The sequence below is a fragment of the Legionella maioricensis genome, from assembly GCF_023618015.1.
Classification (GTDB): Bacteria; Pseudomonadota; Gammaproteobacteria; order Legionellales; family Legionellaceae; genus Legionella; species Legionella maioricensis.
In genome coordinates this window covers 114,897-129,840 of sequence record NZ_JAJKBJ010000003.1, presented here as the reverse complement: position 1 = coordinate 129,840, position 14,944 = coordinate 114,897, and the positions used below count along the sequence as shown (strand labels likewise).

Genomic DNA, 14,944 nt, shown 5'->3' with positions numbered 1-14,944 from the left:
TGTTTTTTATCACTTTTTATCTATGGAGATTATTTTGAAACGGATCTTTTTTTTAATGACTTTTATCGTGTCGCAAGCAATAGGGGCAGTGTTCAATCAGGAAGACGTTGCTATTTTAAAGCAGCACCTTTATGCAAATTTTATCCCCAATGGAGCCATTATCGCCTCCCCCTCACAACAAATTCCCAATCCAAACTATTATTTTGACTGGGTACGTGATTCTGCTATAACGATGGGATTGGTAGAGTCATGGTATGAATCCACTCAAGCAAGCGAATATAAAAATCGTTTATATCATTATGTTTCCTGGACGGAAACCATCCAACATCAAAATGATCCTCTTCCAGGACAAGATATATTAGGTGAACCTAAGTTTTATATCACTGGATATCCTTTCGATGGGCCATGGGGGAGACCGCAAAATGACGGCCCCGCTTTACGAGCGTCTACATTAATTCGCTTTGCTCACCAATTATTAGATCATCATGATGAAGAATATGTTCGTAATCATCTTTATAATGGCGGTATGGATCCCTACACTATGGGCGCCATCAAAGTGGACTTGGAATATACGGCACACCATTGGCAAGATGAAAATTTCGATCTGTGGGAAGAAGTATTGGGCCACCACTTTTTTACTGCCATAGCGCAAAAGAAAGCGCTAAAAGATGGAGCAACTCTTGCGCGCCGTCTTAATGACGAACAAGCCGCTGTTTTTTATGAAGAACAAGCGAACTTAATTAATAGCCGGTTAAAACAACACATTGATCCAATTAATCACCTGATCCAGGCAACTTTACCGCCCCACGCCGGCCCACAAAAAACATTGGAGCTTGATTCATCAGTTATATTAGGGGTATTGATGAATCAGCAAACAGAAGGCCTTTTCTCGCCGCAAAACATCCTGGTTAAAAATACAGTTAAAGCCTTACACCAACAATTTAATTTATTGTTCCCGATTAATAAAAATAATCCCGGCGCGATTCTTTTCGGTCGTTATCCAGGCGATACCTATGACGGTTACCGCAATGATGGTTTGGGCAATCCCTGGTTTATCTTGACTGCTACTATGGCCGAATATTATTTCACCCTGGCTGAAAAATTAGCATTAACTCCGGAGAATAAGCCGCTGATCATGAAATACCTGCATATTGGTGATAACTATTTAAGACTTATCAAAAAATATGCTCCTGAAATGTATTTAAATGAGCAGATTAACTTAAATACAGGTATTCAACAGGGTGCAGCATCACTGACCTGGAGTTATGTTTCTGTTCTGCGAGCTGTTGATTTAAGAGAAAAACTGGAAAAGACACTCGGCTACTAATAAAGAAAAGCCCGGATAAAACCGGGCTTAATTGATACGACCTCTTCCTAATATTATTAATGACATCTTATCCCTGAATAAAAGCTTCACTTTCACCCATGCTAACGCGCAATTAAGTTCTAATTATTAATTAGATGAAGGCACCAATGGAGAGTCCAGTTTAGTACTACCTGACTCCAGATGCCCTTGCTCTCGCCCCAAAAACCTTAATGGTTTTCCCGACATCACATAATTTTCAATCTGCTCTAAGCTGATATTCTTTGTCTCCGGCATATAAAAATAAGTATAAATTAAACCGAAAAAGCAGATTGCAGCATATAAGGCAAAGGTATATTCAATGCCAAACATTCCCTGGAGGAGAGGAAAGCTAAAAATAACCACCGTATTAAAAGTCCAATTACTCATGGAAGATAAACCCATTCCTGCTCCCCGAACATGGAGAGGGAAAATTTCTGCCATTGAGATATGAGGAATAGGACCCACACTAATGGCAAATGAGAAGATATATACGGTTAAGCAAATTACCGATAAATAGGGAAGCCAGACCACATGATTTAATGAAAATAAACATAAGGCTAATAAACTTACACCCGTTCCAGAAAAACCGAACAGCAGCAATTTACGGCGCCCCACTTTATCAACACATAAAATAGCGATCACAGTCACCAATAAATTAACCAGGCCAATTCCCATCGTGGCCAATATTTGCCCCGTGGCGCTGTCTAATCCCAAATTTTTAAAAATTTCCGGGGCAAAATAAATGACGACATTTATCCCACTTAATTGTTGCAGACAAAATAGGATCGTACCAAGCATTAGTACGGGCAATAAAGGTTTCCTAAACAACAATAACCAATTACCTTTCTTGGGTTCATTAGCCAAGGTCTGTTCGATATCCTGTAATTCGTGTTCAATAAACTGACTCTTACGTAATTTTCTTAACGCCTTTACCGCTTCATCATGCCGCCCGATGCTGCATAGCCATCTTGGTGATTCAGGCATAAATAAAATGCCAATACTTAAAATCAAGGCAGGCAATGCGCTTGAAGCAAACATAGCACGCCAGGCATGATGATCAATAAGAAGATAATTCACGGAATAAGAACAAACGATCCCAATGGTCAGTGCTAATTGATAAATGGCAACCACGGCACCTCGAGCCTCAATGCTCGCTGTTTCAGCTAAATACAGGGGGGTCATCACCGATGCCATCCCAATAGCAAGACCAAGAATTAACCGAGATACAATTAAAACCACAATCGAACCCGCAAATCCGGCACCTAATGCCCCAAAGAAAAAAAGAAAGCCTGCAAAGGACAATAGGGAGCGTCGGCCAAAACGTTTCACGCCTCGTGACGCCATAAAAGCCCCAACCAGCATCGAACCAAATAAAGCTCCGAAAGGTAAAGCAGAAGCCATAACCCCAATATGGGTTGCGGTCAGATCAAAATGATTTTTTACCAGATCTAAAGAGCCTGCAATAATGCCTTCATCATAACCAAACAAAAATCCAGCGACAGACCCAATGATCGCAACTATCCATGCCATATTTCACTCCTTGATAAACCACTCTGACTTCTTAACAAGATTCAATTACTGAATTTAGGAGAACTCTTTTTGTACCGACTTACTTAATGCGGAGACCAATGCCCAATTTTCTTTATTTATGGCTTCATCAGGAACTATCCATGATCCGCCAACGCAAGCCACATTGGGTAAGGCTAAATAATCACTATAATTTTTTTCATTAATACCGCCTGTCGGACAAAATCGTGCTTGCGGAAAAGGTCCATAGATTGCCCTTAACATCGCTACTCCTCCTGCTGCTGCCGCGGGAAAAAATTTAAAATGGGTATAACCCAAGCTCAAACCTTCCATCAACTCGGAAACACTGGCTATTCCAGGGATCAAAGGGATACCGCTTTCACATCCCGCCTTTAATAAGGCATGGGTTTGTCCAGGACTAATTGCAAATTTAGCGCCCACATCGATGGCCTGTTGTAATTGCTCAGGAGTAGTCACTGTACCCACCCCAATTAATGCCTCAGGAAATGTTCGAGTGAGTAATTGAATAGCATCTAAAGCTGCAGCAGTTCTTAGCGTTACTTCAAGAACATTGATTCCACCAGCCAACAGCGCTTTAGCCAAGGGTACGGCATGAGCCAAATCCTTGATCACAATAACCGGTATTACTGGGGAAGCAGAAAATACTGTAGCAGGAGACAAGCTCCAATCAGGAAACGACATCAAATTCTCCTACCAAAGATTGTTTTAAATAGACTGCCGCGCCTAATATCCCGGGCTGCTCTGTCGTAATGACATAAGTAGGAATTAAGGTATTAAAGCCACTAAAGCGTCCTTTATCTTCAAAGCGAGCTCTAAAATCACTGTGATGAATCTGAGAAAGCAAACGCGGCACAATGCCACCGGCAATATAAATCCCACCAAATGCCCCCAAAGTTAAAGCCAAATCACCGGCATAGGCTCCCAAACTTGCAAAAAATTGTCCTATAGTAGCTTTGGCAATAGGACACTGTTGCTCTAAAGACAAAGCAATAATCTGCGCAGCGGATAAAGGCGCCACTTCCTTATTACGAAATGCGGCTATAGCCTGATATAAATTTTCCAATCCTTGCCCTGATAGTAACCGCTCATAGGAGACATGGGCATAGGTATTTTTTAAATAGGAATAAATAAACCACTCTTGCTCAGTTTGCGCCCCCCAATCCGCATGCCCTCCCTCTCCTGCATACGCTTTATATCCTTGCTGATCAGGAACAAGATAAGCCACACCCAAACCAGTTCCAGCCCCTAACACCACTCTGGTTTTGTTTACATCTGAATGTCCGTTTCCTATTTGAATGGCCTCATGTTGCGCCAAAGCAGGCAGACTCATGGCAATTGCAGTAAAATCGTTAATCACTTTTAGTTTTGATAAACCAAGGCGGTGTTGTAACTCTTGAATGGAGAAATGCCAGTGACAATTAGTCATACAAACTACATCATTAATCACAGGGCAAGCAATGGCAATGGCAACTTGTTTTATTTCTTGCAGTGAGTGTTGGGTTTGATAGGTCATTAAAACAGACTCAAGACTAATAAACTCAGCACAGGAATAAATTTCAATTTTATCCAGATGCAAATTCTCCAGGTTCACACGACTAAAACGAGCAAAAGTTCCACCAATGTCAGCCACAATGGCATACTGGTTCAGTTCATAATGCATCATAATAAGACTCTTTTCCCATAAATAAACTACATGCTCCCTGCTCTGCCCCAGTGAACTGAGCTCTTAAGCTGCTAAAAAGCTCGCGCCCCATTCCGTACAAATGCTCCGTACTCTGCATCGTTGCACTGTTACGCGTTGCAAGCTCATCTTCAGAAACTAAAACCTGTAAAATTCCGCGCTCACTATCTATTAAAATCATGTCGCCCGGTTCAATTTTGGCAATCAAACCACCATCTATGGCTTCTGGGGTGACATGAATAGCAGCAGGAATTTTCCCTGAGGCACCAGACATGCGACCATCGGTTACCAAAGCAACTCGATATCCCCTATCCATAAGGACTCCCAGTTTTGGAGTTAATTGATGAAGTTCAGGCATGCCACAGGCCTTTGGCCCTTGAAAGCGGACCACGACGACACAATCCTTATCCAGCAACCCCGCATCGAACATTTGTTCAAACTCAGCCTGGCTAGCACAGACGACCGCAGGAGCTTCAATCACATTTCTCCCATCGGCAAGACCTGAGGTTTTAATTACAGCTCGTCCCACATTACCAGTTAATACTTGCAATCCTCCTTGCTCTTTAAAGGGGGTAGAAACCGAGGTTAAAACATCGGGGTTGTGCGAGACTTCAGGTCCCTCAGTCCAGACCAATTGCTCATTATCTAATAAGGGTTGTTGCGTGTATTTATCCAAACCAAAACCTATAACCGTGTTCACATCCTGATGTAATAACCCAGCTTCCAATAAAGTTCGAATAAAATAGGCCATACCCCCTGCTCTTTGGAAATAGTTAATATCAGCCTGGCCATTGGGATAAATTTTGGTAATCAGAGGAGTCACGGCAGATAACTGGGCGAAATCATCCCAATTAACAGAGTATCCTGCTCTGGATGCTACAGCGATAAGATGCATCGTATGGTTGGTTGAACCTCCCGAAGCCAATAGGCCAATAATACCGTTCACAATACTTTTTGCATCAATCATCTGGCCGATGGGCATATAATCGCGGCTTAAATCAGTTAAAGAAAGTACCTGACGTGCAGCCGCTTTGGTTAATTCATCGCGCAAAGGAGTATTGGGATTAATAAATGAAGAGCCGGGTAATTGTAATCCCATGATTTCAACGATTAATTGATTTGAATTTGCAGTTCCGTAAAAGGTACAGGTCCCTGCCGAATGATATGAGGCAGCCTCTACATCTAATAACACGTTTTTATCTACTTTTCCTTCGGCATATAATTGACGAATTCGTGCTTTTTCCTGATTGGATATGCCTGAAGGCATAGGGCCTGCTGGAACAAAAATGAACGGTAAATGACCAAAACTTAGGGCGGCCATCAGTAAACCTGGCACGATTTTATCGCAAATACCAAGCATCAGACCGCCATCAAACATATTATGAGACAAGCCAATAGCTGTCGACATGGCAATAACGTCACGACTTAATAAACTTAATTCCATTCCCGGCTGACCTTGAGTAATACCGTCACACATGGCAGGAACACCCGAGGTAAACTGAGCAACACCGCCAGCTGCAGCAATAGTTTCTTTAATAAGCTCCGGAAAGGTTACGTAGGGTTGATGTGCTGATAACATCTCATTATAAGCAGAAATAATAGCAATATTTGCTTTGGTTCCACCTCGTAAACTGGCCTTGTCCTGTTTGGCACAGGCCGCAAAACCATGGGCCAGGTTACCGCAATGAAGGCGACTGCGTTGCGGGCCGTTTACTCGAGCTTTGGCAATATGCTCCAAATAGAGTAATCGGTTTTTTTTACTACGCTCGTTAATATTAGCAGTAACTTGAGCTACGACTGGATGCATACGTCTTCCTCATTATGGTGCATACATCACCTGCACATTAGCATTCAGATTATTTAAAAAGGCACTAACCGGCATGAGCATTGGATTATGTTCCGCCAATGCCTGATTAAAAACAGAACGTTTTTTCTGACCGACCAGATGTAAGAAAATTACCCGACTATCAAGCAGTCTTTTTTTTGATAAACTGACTCGTTGATGAGGTGCAGTTTGTGGTGTAACGAAGAGTACCGCACCAGCATCGTCATCCAGGCCCTGAGCTAATTCATTGCTACAGGGAAATAATGAAGCGGTATGACCGTCCTCCCCCATTCCTAAAATCACGACATCAAAGGTAGGCAAAGAAGCTATAGCATACGTTGTTTTCTGCAAACTCTCTGCACTATGAATGTGCTCATCGTACAAACTAAGAAATTTTGCTTTTCGTGCTTCATGTTGTAATAAAAAATGCTTAACCAAACGTTCATTGCGATCGTTATGCTCAGCATCTACGCAACGCTCATCAGCTAAAGTGATAGTAATCTTATCCCAAGATATCTTGGTTTGCGCTAGAATCTTAAATAATTCAACAGGAGTTTTTCCTCCCGATACTACTAAATAAGCATGCCCTCGCTTTTTCACGGCATTTTCTAAAACTTCTTTAATTTGTTGGGCCAGAGTGCTATTTAGTAAGTTTGCATCTTCGAAACTATGAAATTGCATTTTGCTCATCCCCGATGTATTCCTGCTCACTGAATAAACGACGGACCTCAGCAGGCCCCCATGCACCAGATGCATAACTATAGAGGGGGGCTTGCTCCGCTTCCCAGGCAGTTTTGATACTATCTATCCATGTCCAAGCTTGTTCTATTTCCTCTCGACTGACAAAGAGATACTGATTTCCTAACATTATTTCTAATAATAATCGCTCATAGGCATCAGGAATTCTCTGGGTATTGAAGTGATGGTTAAAGTTTAAATCCAACTTGGTTTCTCGTAACTCCATTCGTTCACCAAGACCCGGTGTTTTATTCATAATTCTCACCTCAACCCCTTCATCAGGTTGCAGGCGAATAATTAATTGATTAGGAGATAATTCTTCTTTGGTTTGTTCAAATATATTGTGGGGCTGGGATTTAAAATAAATCACTACCTCGCTTTGCTTTTTAGCTAATCTTTTACCGGTCAACAAATAAAAGGGGACGCCTGACCAACGCCAATTATCAATATAGGCTTTAATGGCAACAAAAGTTTCCGTCGTCGAACCTTGATTCGCTCCCTCTTCTTCCAAATATCCAGGTATTACTTTACCTTGAATAACATTACCCACATATTGAGCGCGAACCGCATGATCCTGAATATTGGATTTATTAATCATCCGCAATGACTTAAGTACTTTTAACTTTTCATTACGTATGCTTTCTGCGGAAAGATCCACAGGGGGTTCCATTGCAACCAAAGACAAAATTTGTAATAAATGATTTTGCAGCATATCTCTAACTTGCCCGGATTGATCATAGTAATCCCAGCGTCCTTCAACGCCTATCTCCTCAGCAACAGATATTTTCACTTTATCAATAAACTGATGATCCCAATTTGAAGAAAAAATTAAATTAGCAAAACGAAGTACTAAAAGATTCAATACCGTTTCTTTTCCAAGATAGTGATCAATGCGATAAATCTGATCTTCAGCAAAAAAACGGGCGACCTGATTATTAATTTCTTTTGAAGAGGCCAGATCATGGCCAATGGGTTTCTCCAAAACCACCCGCGAAGGATGTTTATTTAAGCCAACCTGAGAAAGCCCCAGACAAGCTTGCGCATATAAAAAAGGAGGAATTGCAAAATAAGAAATCACTACCCGTTCAGAGGGGTTTACATATTCTGCTAATTTTTGATAATCATCAAATTGAGTCAAATCCAATTGGAAATAGGTCACTTTAGCAATAAAACGTAGCCAAACAGCTTCATTAATGGGTTCTGATAAAAACTCCTGAATTTTAGACTGAAGCAAACCATGATAGGCAAATAGGGTTAACTCTTCTCGAGCACATCCAATGATACGAGTATCTGCATGCAGAAGACGAGCACATTCCAATTGATATAATGCAGGCAATAATTTCCGACAGGATAGATCACCCAAAGTGCCAAATAAAATAAGATCACATGGATACTGGGAAACTGCTTTTTCGAGCATGTTTTATCCTATACATTCTATGTTCCATTAATTCCAACATCAATTACTACGTTTTTAAACGTCCCTAAGACGGCATTGATAATATGGGAGTAACCGTTATATTACAAAAACAGGATCGATTTTACATGACCGTAACCCAGCGTCAATCAAATTTACGAATTTCAATCAGAATTAAAATAAGTTTATTTATTGATTTTTATGGTTTTAATTTACCACCCGGACAAATACCTACTATTTTATTTTGCTCATTATTACAAAACAAGGTAAGGTACTATGTTATAGCGCAGAACAATTGCTCTAATAGAACCGACTAAATTTGTCAGTATTTTCAAAAGGATGATTTGATGAGATTAATTAACAATATTGGTTTTATTCTTCTTGCTGTCTACTTAATCCTGGTGGCATTTATTGCCTTGGGTGTACTTATTCCTTCCGCTATTATTGGCGTTGTTGCATTAGCCGCCGCTATTTTCATTCTAATCGGCAGATGAATGCTCCCAGCCCTTGCATTGATTACCCAGTGTACTGCAGATTATTTCTGCAGTACTAAACCCTTACTACAAATCAAATAGCTTATGCAGTATAAAATCTGAGTACCGCAAAAAAATAATCTTGTCCGGTATATTTTTTACAGACAACACAACTAAGAGAAAAAAATATAATTTTTATCTATCCAGTATACTTGAGTTTGGCCTTAGGTATGTTCATTATCTTAAGCTCATTTATCATCCATCTTATACATACTCAATTTCAGAATATTAAGGCATCGTATTAGCCTCCTTGTTTAATACTCATAAAAAGCAGAATATTGCAAAACTCCATTTTTATGCTATATCAAATAAATATGTACTCATTCATCATGACTCTTGAACTCTTTATCGATGGAACAAGAGCATTTTTAGGAGCGACAGATGCTTAATAAACGATTTTCAGAGCGACTTAACAAAGAACTGGATAATATCGGAGCACCAGAAACCACTATTGAACGAATAGAGGTGCTTTCAAAGCTCATTAAAGTTCCTAAATTTAAAGCAGAAGCACTACTTAATGGAAGTACCACTCCTGACGCAACTTTGTTAACCATTTTAGCTCAGGAGCTGGAAGTTAATGCTGATTGGTTATTAGGCAAAACGGACTCTAAATCAGATGCTCACTAAAGAGCCTATCCGTGAAAACGATGATTGAGACTGATCGGTTTTGCATTTTTTTTGATATATTCAATAATTTTTCCAGCAATGTTGATACCCGTTGCCTTTTCTATACCTTCAAGGCCTGGAGAGGAGTTAATTTCTAAAACCAAAGGACCATGATTGGACCGAATCAAATCCACCCCTGCGACTTTTAAACCCATGGTTTTGGCAGCCCCAATGGCTATGGCACGTTCCTGTGGAGACAACTTCACTTTTATTGCTTTACCGCCTTGATGAACGTTGGCACGAAACTCGCCTTCTTTTGCCTGGCGTTTAACCGCTGCAACGACTTTGTCGCCAATGACAAAGCAGCGAATATCAGTCCCACGAGATTCTTCAATAAATTCCTGAACTAGAATATTAGCATGCATTTCTTTGAAGGCATTAATAATGCTGACCGCAGATTGATGGCTGTCGGCAAGAATCACTCCCTTTCCTTGAGTTCCTTCCAAAAGCTTTATCACCAAAGGCGCCCCGCCAACCATATGAATTAAATCTTCGGTATCATCCGGGGACTGAGCAAAACTAGTTAAAGGCATAGGGATGCCTTTGCGTGCTAGTAGCTGTAAAGAACGAAATTTATCCCTGGAGCGAGAAATAGCAATAGACTCATTTACAGTATATATGCCCATGGTTTCCATATGACGCAACACCGCGGTACCATAATAGGTAGTTGAGGCTCCAATTCTTGGAATCACCGCGTCAAAAAGAGGCAAAGGAGTACCACCCCGATAATGAACTTTTGGGTTGGATGCCGCAACATTCATGTAACAATATAAAGGGTTAATGATTTTAACCTCGTGGCCAGCCGCTTCCCCTTCCGCCTTTAACCGCTTGTGCGAATACAAATGTGGGTTAGTGGCTAATATTGCAATTTTCATGAATGAATAGTTCCTCAATTATTTTATTTCTGTCTCTAAGTAAAGCCTAGTTTAAAAAGTATAAAATCTCATCCCACTTTAACGAAATAAAGGAGTTAATAAAAAGTAATGTAAAATTATAAGCGTACACGACTTTATTAATGAATCACTTCAATAAAGCGTGATGAGCGAAGCTAAGAAACCAGTAACATATAATCCTTAGCTAAAAAATCCGCATGATGCGGGGTAGTAAAAAACGCATTTAATTCACCTTGTGGATTAAACAGCATTAAAGCACCACTATGCTGAACATCATAGTTGTTAGGATCTTCACTGTCCTTATTGACTACCTTTCCGTAAGCGATCCCCATCTCTCGGGTCATTAACTTAATTGAATCTTCTTCGCCTCTGGCTCCATAAAAAGTAGGATGGAAAGAAGTCACATAATGCCCTAATTTTTCCAGGTTATCTCGTTCTGGATCTATGGATATCATCACCACTCGAGGTAAATTTTTGAGTCCTTTTTCTTCAAGGATGCGATACATTTTACCTATTTCTGCCATAGTTGTAGGGCATAAATATCCACAATTGGTAAATCCGAAAAATACCAAAGTCCAACGACCTTGAAGACTTGAGTTATCAAATGGCTTTTGATCGATTCCAGTCAAACTGAATTGATTTATTGTTCGAGGATTTTCGAGATACGTTCCATGAAACGCAGCTGCATCTATTTTTTTCTTAAAATGAAGATGCTGCGACAAAAAAATACCAGCAAATAATCCAACAAGGGCCAATAAAATGGTAACGGTTAAGGTAACACCCTTTATTTTCATACTCATTCTATCTCCTTACAAATAATGATCTATTAATAGGAATACAAATAACAGCATTAGATACACAATTGAAAATCTAAAAGTCCGCATCGCAATCACCGCTTTTTCAGTGTGATAGAGTTTGTGTGCCCAAAATAAAAACCTGAACCCAAGCCCTAAAGCGCCGGCCAGATAAAACCACCCACTCATGCCGACTGTAAATGGGAGAGTACTAACTACTAGTAACAAGATTGTGTATAAATAAACATTCAATTTCGTAAATTGAATACCATGGGTCACTGGTAACATGGGAATTTGCGCATTTTGGTATTCTTCAAAACGATAAATCGCCAATGCCCAAAAATGGGGGGGTGTCCAGGTAAATATAATCAATACCAATAATAAAGCCTGAGGGTCCAAATGATTAGTCACCGCAGTCCACCCCAACAAAGGAGGAGCAGCGCCTGCTAACCCGCCGATGACAATATTTTGCGACGTGGCGCGCTTTAAATAACCGGTATAAACACCAGCATAACCGATTAAAGTGACAAAAGTAAGCAAAGCTGTCAATTTGTTAACAAAAATGCTCAAAACCGTTAAACCTAAAATCCCCAATGTAACGGCGAACCATAAGGCTTGAACCACTGAAACTCGACCATGAGCCACCGGTCTTTTTTTAGTTCGTGCCATAATGGAATCAATGTGTCTATCAACTAAATGATTAATCGCTGCGGCGCTGCCGGCACATAATCCTACCCCAATTAAGGTAAGGCCGATTAGTGACAAATCAATCCAGCCTGGTGTTGCCAAATACATCCCCACAACAACAGTCAATAACATCAGCAAAACAACCCGAGGCTTACATAGTTCTATATAATCACGCCAGTCAACAGGTAATCGCGAAACCACTTCAGTAGGCATGCTTCTGCTCTCCTCGAGTAAAATGCAACATGCTGAAAATAACAGCTAATAATAACGCTGCTATTCCATTGTGAGCTACTGCTACTTTTATTGGTAATAAATAAATCACATTCATCACTCCCAATATAAATTGCATCACCACCAATAGGGCTAATAACCAGGCTGCTGCTCTTAAATATTTTGACTGGGCTTTCAATACAATGAATGCACAAAGGGTAAGAATATAACTTGCGGTCAAAACAGCTCCAATTCGATGAATAAATTGTATCGTGACTCGAACTTCATTATCCAGTAATCCACCTTGATAATTAGCACCAACCGGTGAAAACAAATTAAATCCTTTAGCAAAATGCAGCTCGGGAAACCAAATGCCATTACACATAGGGAACCCAATGCAAGAGATGCCTGCATAGTTAGAACTTACCCAACCGCCTAATGCAATTTGGAGGAAAATAATAAAGACTCCCAAGCGTAGCCAGGGCCGCCATTGAGGTAAATCCTGCCCTACAAGAGAACTTATTTGTACACGAAAGCGACTTAAACAGGCGAAAATTAATATTCCCCCTAAAAGGTGCCCCATTACCACCACCGGCAATAGTTTCAGAGTGACCGTCCACATCCCCAACGCAGCCTGAAAAACCACTAATATCAATAAAGCCAAGGGTAAATGCCAGGGTAATTGAACCCCTTGCAAACGTTTACGCAATACGCCGAGGGCGATGAACAAAATTAGCAGTCCTAAAGTACCGGCTGCATAGCGATGAGCCATTTCTGTCCATGCTTTTCGAGACTCTATAGGGATCTGGGGAAATTTTGACTGTGCTTCCCGTAAGCCTGTATCAGCCCCCGGGAGTACCATTTTTCCATAACAACCGGGCCAATCCGGACAACCTAACCCTGCGTCAGTTAAACGAGTATACGCTCCTAGCATCACCACGAATAAAGCCAACAGAACGGCAATCGTTGCCGCAATACGTATTGAATTGTTCTGCATTAATTTAACCACTCTTCTTTTCAGTTGTACTCAGTAAAAGCTTCAAATCTTTATAAATATCATCTGGATTGACCTGCGATTGATAGCTAAGAATCAGAAATTTATCGGGATTCGCTATAAAAATTTTTGTATCAGCTGTTATAGCATTGAGTTTAATCTTATCGTTTACTGACAATTGCCCCATATGGAAATCTCGTTCTTTTAACTCCGATTTTATCTTCTCGGTTATTGAAGAACGGTCATCCCCAAGGATCAATTGCTGATCCACCTGATACAATTTACGTCCCAAAGCCAAACGTACCCTTGCCAAGGTATCCAGTTGTTTCAGACACGTTTTTTTACATGGACCTGGACTCCAAAATATAATCTGCCATTTTGATTGATTATTCAAAGAATCAAGTGCCACCGCGGGATTGAGTAAAGTTCCTTTATTTGTTTTGGTCGAACTCACCCAGTTTGGATGTTGATAAAATAAATAAGCAGCGATACCAGGGGCTGCGAACATTGTCGCTAATAGCAGTAAAATGTAATATCTAGTTACTTGTTTCTTCATGTTTTTTTCTTCAGATTTAATGCAACGAATATAATCAGAATAACCAATGCCATTGCAAACCATTGTAGCGCGTACGCTAAATGACGTTGGGGCGGCATGGATACTATAGCCCATTCACGCACAAATCCATATGCGTCTTGCTTGTCGAGGCGAATAATAAACGGATAGACCTTTTTTTGCAAAATATGACTTATCAGTTTTGCATCTAAAAGCTCAAGAATAATAATTTTATTTTCTTTTTCTTCAAGACTGGGTCCTAAAACCCATTGCTTTTTGCTTGGAAAATAAGCACTTCCCTGCAATTGTACTAATCCATCGGGACTCTGAATCTCAGGAAAAGAACGTCTTGTGCGCTCTCCTGGCACCCATCCTCTATCCACCATCACTACAGAGCCATCGCTAAGGAGCAATGGTGATAACACATCATAGCCAAACAGATGTTGATGATGTTGATTATCAAGCAAAAAAACAGGAGCCAAATAAGTCCCTTGTAAGGCGACTCGTTGATATTGCATCGGTAGCTTTTGACTCGGAGCCCAATCTATAGCTCCTTGCCTGGCAAGCGCTTTTTCCGCAGCAACCATCTTCGTTTTTTCATCAGCTCTTTGTATTTGCCAAAAACCTAAACGTACAAATAGCGAAATAAACGCCACTGTAAGAATAATTATTAACCAATTTGGGGTGAAACGAAAATTAAAACACGTTAAACTAGGCATCGTTTATTAATTGCTCTGTAAGTTAGCTAACTCCTGACTGAAGGTAGCAATTTCGGGAGTATAACAAATGATCACCAAGCTGTTCATCATTTTTATCATGATTATTATCGCAGGGTCTCTGGCAAGTGGCTTGTTTTTTCTTGTTCGAGATTCGGGAAACTCAAAAAGAACGGTTAAAGCATTAACTATAAGAATAACTATTTCATTGACTTTATTTATTTTTTTACTGGTTGCTTTTAAATTTGGACTTATAAAGCCTCATGGAATTTAATGCCCTCTTGAATGCAACAAAAATGGATAAAACCCGCTACAATATGTCTTGTAGACTTCAAAAGGATAGGGAG

The 14,944-nt window shown here is 40.4% G+C and carries 16 protein-coding genes; 4 read left to right on the top strand and 12 right to left on the bottom strand.

What is annotated here, in order from left to right; translation table 11 throughout:
* The first annotated feature begins 55 nt into the window (after positions 1 to 55).
* A complete protein-coding gene (locus LOX96_RS04270) occupies positions 56 to 1,327 on the top strand; it encodes a glycoside hydrolase family 15 protein (RefSeq protein ID WP_284498312.1) in 1,272 nt (423 codons plus the stop codon).
* Positions 1,328 to 1,453: 126 nt separating this feature from the next.
* Here the strand turns inward: LOX96_RS04270 and LOX96_RS04265 are convergent, their stop codons facing one another.
* From LOX96_RS04265 to zwf, 6 genes are read right to left on the bottom strand one after another with little or no spacing between them, the layout of a single operon-like run.
* Positions 1,454 to 2,875 carry a sugar porter family MFS transporter gene (locus LOX96_RS04265; protein ID WP_250419442.1) on the bottom strand — a complete coding sequence of 474 codons (1,422 nt, stop codon included), beginning with the start codon at positions 2,873 to 2,875 and terminating at the stop codon, positions 1,454 to 1,456.
* A gap of 54 nt (positions 2,876 to 2,929) precedes the next feature.
* Positions 2,930 to 3,574, bottom strand: coding sequence for a bifunctional 4-hydroxy-2-oxoglutarate aldolase/2-dehydro-3-deoxy-phosphogluconate aldolase (locus LOX96_RS04260; protein ID WP_250419444.1), 645 nt, complete (start codon positions 3,572 to 3,574; stop codon positions 2,930 to 2,932).
* Positions 3,561 to 4,556 (bottom strand): glucokinase, encoded by a 996-nt coding sequence (gene glk / locus LOX96_RS04255; protein ID WP_250419447.1) that lies wholly within the window; start codon positions 4,554 to 4,556, stop codon positions 3,561 to 3,563. The genes LOX96_RS04260 and glk overlap by 14 nt, the downstream gene beginning before the upstream one ends.
* A complete protein-coding gene (edd, locus tag LOX96_RS04250) occupies positions 4,543 to 6,381 on the bottom strand; it encodes a phosphogluconate dehydratase (protein WP_250419450.1) in 1,839 nt (612 codons plus the stop codon). Before edd ends, glk begins: the two co-directional genes overlap by 14 nt.
* 12 nt (positions 6,382 to 6,393) lie before the next feature.
* Entirely contained in the window at positions 6,394 to 7,080 is a 687-nt protein-coding gene (pgl, locus tag LOX96_RS04245; protein WP_250419453.1) for a 6-phosphogluconolactonase, read from the bottom strand.
* Positions 7,067 to 8,554, bottom strand: a complete 1,488-nt coding sequence (gene zwf / locus LOX96_RS04240) for a glucose-6-phosphate dehydrogenase (protein WP_250419456.1) — start codon at positions 8,552 to 8,554, stop codon at positions 7,067 to 7,069. Before zwf ends, pgl begins: the two co-directional genes overlap by 14 nt.
* 344 nt (positions 8,555 to 8,898) lie before the next feature.
* On the opposite strand from zwf, the gene LOX96_RS04235 reads away from it, so the two are divergent.
* Together LOX96_RS04235 and LOX96_RS04230 are read left to right on the top strand one after the other, a co-directional pair.
* Positions 8,899 to 9,045: a hypothetical protein gene (locus LOX96_RS04235; protein WP_250419459.1), complete on the top strand. Its 147-nt coding sequence runs from the start codon at positions 8,899 to 8,901 to the stop codon at positions 9,043 to 9,045.
* Between the two features lie 420 nt (positions 9,046 to 9,465).
* Complete coding sequence (locus LOX96_RS04230; protein ID WP_250419460.1) at positions 9,466 to 9,711, top strand: hypothetical protein; 246 nt, start codon at positions 9,466 to 9,468, stop codon at positions 9,709 to 9,711.
* Between the two features lie 5 nt (positions 9,712 to 9,716).
* Here LOX96_RS04230 and rimK read toward each other — a convergent pair whose 3' ends face one another.
* The 6 genes from rimK to LOX96_RS04200 form a co-directional block, all read right to left on the bottom strand.
* Positions 9,717 to 10,625 (bottom strand): 30S ribosomal protein S6--L-glutamate ligase, encoded by a 909-nt coding sequence (gene rimK, locus LOX96_RS04225; RefSeq protein WP_250419463.1) that lies wholly within the window; start codon positions 10,623 to 10,625, stop codon positions 9,717 to 9,719.
* A gap of 173 nt (positions 10,626 to 10,798) precedes the next feature.
* On the bottom strand, positions 10,799 to 11,443 hold the full coding sequence (locus LOX96_RS04220; protein ID WP_250419465.1) for an SCO family protein: 645 nt from the start codon (positions 11,441 to 11,443) through the stop codon (positions 10,799 to 10,801).
* Between the two features lie 9 nt (positions 11,444 to 11,452).
* Positions 11,453 to 12,337, bottom strand: coding sequence for a heme o synthase (gene cyoE, locus LOX96_RS04215; RefSeq protein WP_250419468.1), 885 nt, complete (start codon positions 12,335 to 12,337; stop codon positions 11,453 to 11,455).
* Positions 12,327 to 13,331: a COX15/CtaA family protein gene (locus LOX96_RS04210; protein ID WP_250419470.1), complete on the bottom strand. Its 1,005-nt coding sequence runs from the start codon at positions 13,329 to 13,331 to the stop codon at positions 12,327 to 12,329. The genes cyoE and LOX96_RS04210 overlap by 11 nt, the downstream gene beginning before the upstream one ends.
* A 4-nt stretch (positions 13,332 to 13,335) precedes the next feature.
* Positions 13,336 to 13,884, bottom strand: coding sequence for a hypothetical protein (locus tag LOX96_RS04205; protein WP_250419473.1), 549 nt, complete (start codon positions 13,882 to 13,884; stop codon positions 13,336 to 13,338).
* A complete protein-coding gene (locus LOX96_RS04200) occupies positions 13,881 to 14,600 on the bottom strand; it encodes an SURF1 family protein (protein WP_250419474.1) in 720 nt (239 codons plus the stop codon). Before LOX96_RS04200 ends, LOX96_RS04205 begins: the two co-directional genes overlap by 4 nt.
* A 67-nt stretch (positions 14,601 to 14,667) precedes the next feature.
* Here LOX96_RS04200 and LOX96_RS04195 point away from each other — a divergent pair, with 67 nt between their 5' ends.
* Positions 14,668 to 14,871 (top strand): twin transmembrane helix small protein, encoded by a 204-nt coding sequence (locus LOX96_RS04195; RefSeq protein ID WP_250419478.1) that lies wholly within the window; start codon positions 14,668 to 14,670, stop codon positions 14,869 to 14,871.
* Positions 14,872 to 14,944 lie beyond the last annotated feature (73 nt).